Below are 392 nucleotides of genomic sequence, written 5' to 3'. Positions count from 1 at the left end.
GCTGTATGCTTAATCCCCCAGGTTTATCGGGTGAGCCGATTACAGGGTTGTTAATAACCCTGTTGAAAACCCTGTGAATAACGGAAAAAGAACAAAAGAAAAAAGAGATACCTATTAATAGGTATCTCTCTCTTTTTGCTCTTCCTCTTGGACTTGAACCAAGGACCCTCTGATTAACAGTCAGATGCTCTAACCAACTGAGCTAAGGAAGAATCAGTTTTTAACTTTTTAATCTCTATATGAAAACTCTTTTCGCTCTTCTTCTTGGACTTGAACCAAGGACCCTCTGATTAACAGTCAGATGCTCTAACCAACTGAGCTAAAGAAGAATGTTTTTCAGTCTTTCCCGATGTCTTTTCGCTCTTCCTCTTGGACTTGAACCAAGGACCCTC

General features: G+C 40.3%; 2 tRNA genes. Both read right to left on the bottom strand.

Annotated elements, in window-relative coordinates:
- Nucleotides 1-138 precede the first annotated feature (138 nt).
- Nucleotides 139-212, bottom strand: a tRNA-Asn gene (locus DWX33_RS20240).
- Between the two features lie 43 nt (nt 213-255).
- Nucleotides 256-329, bottom strand: a tRNA-Asn gene (locus DWX33_RS20235).
- Between the last annotated feature and the right edge of the window lie 63 nt (nt 330-392).

This window comes from Parabacteroides sp. AF19-14 (genome assembly GCF_003635485.1).
GTDB lineage: Bacteria > Bacteroidota > Bacteroidia > Bacteroidales > Tannerellaceae > Parabacteroides > Parabacteroides distasonis.
Note: the sequence above shows the minus strand (reverse complement) of the source record. Positions and strands in the feature narration are given on the sequence as shown.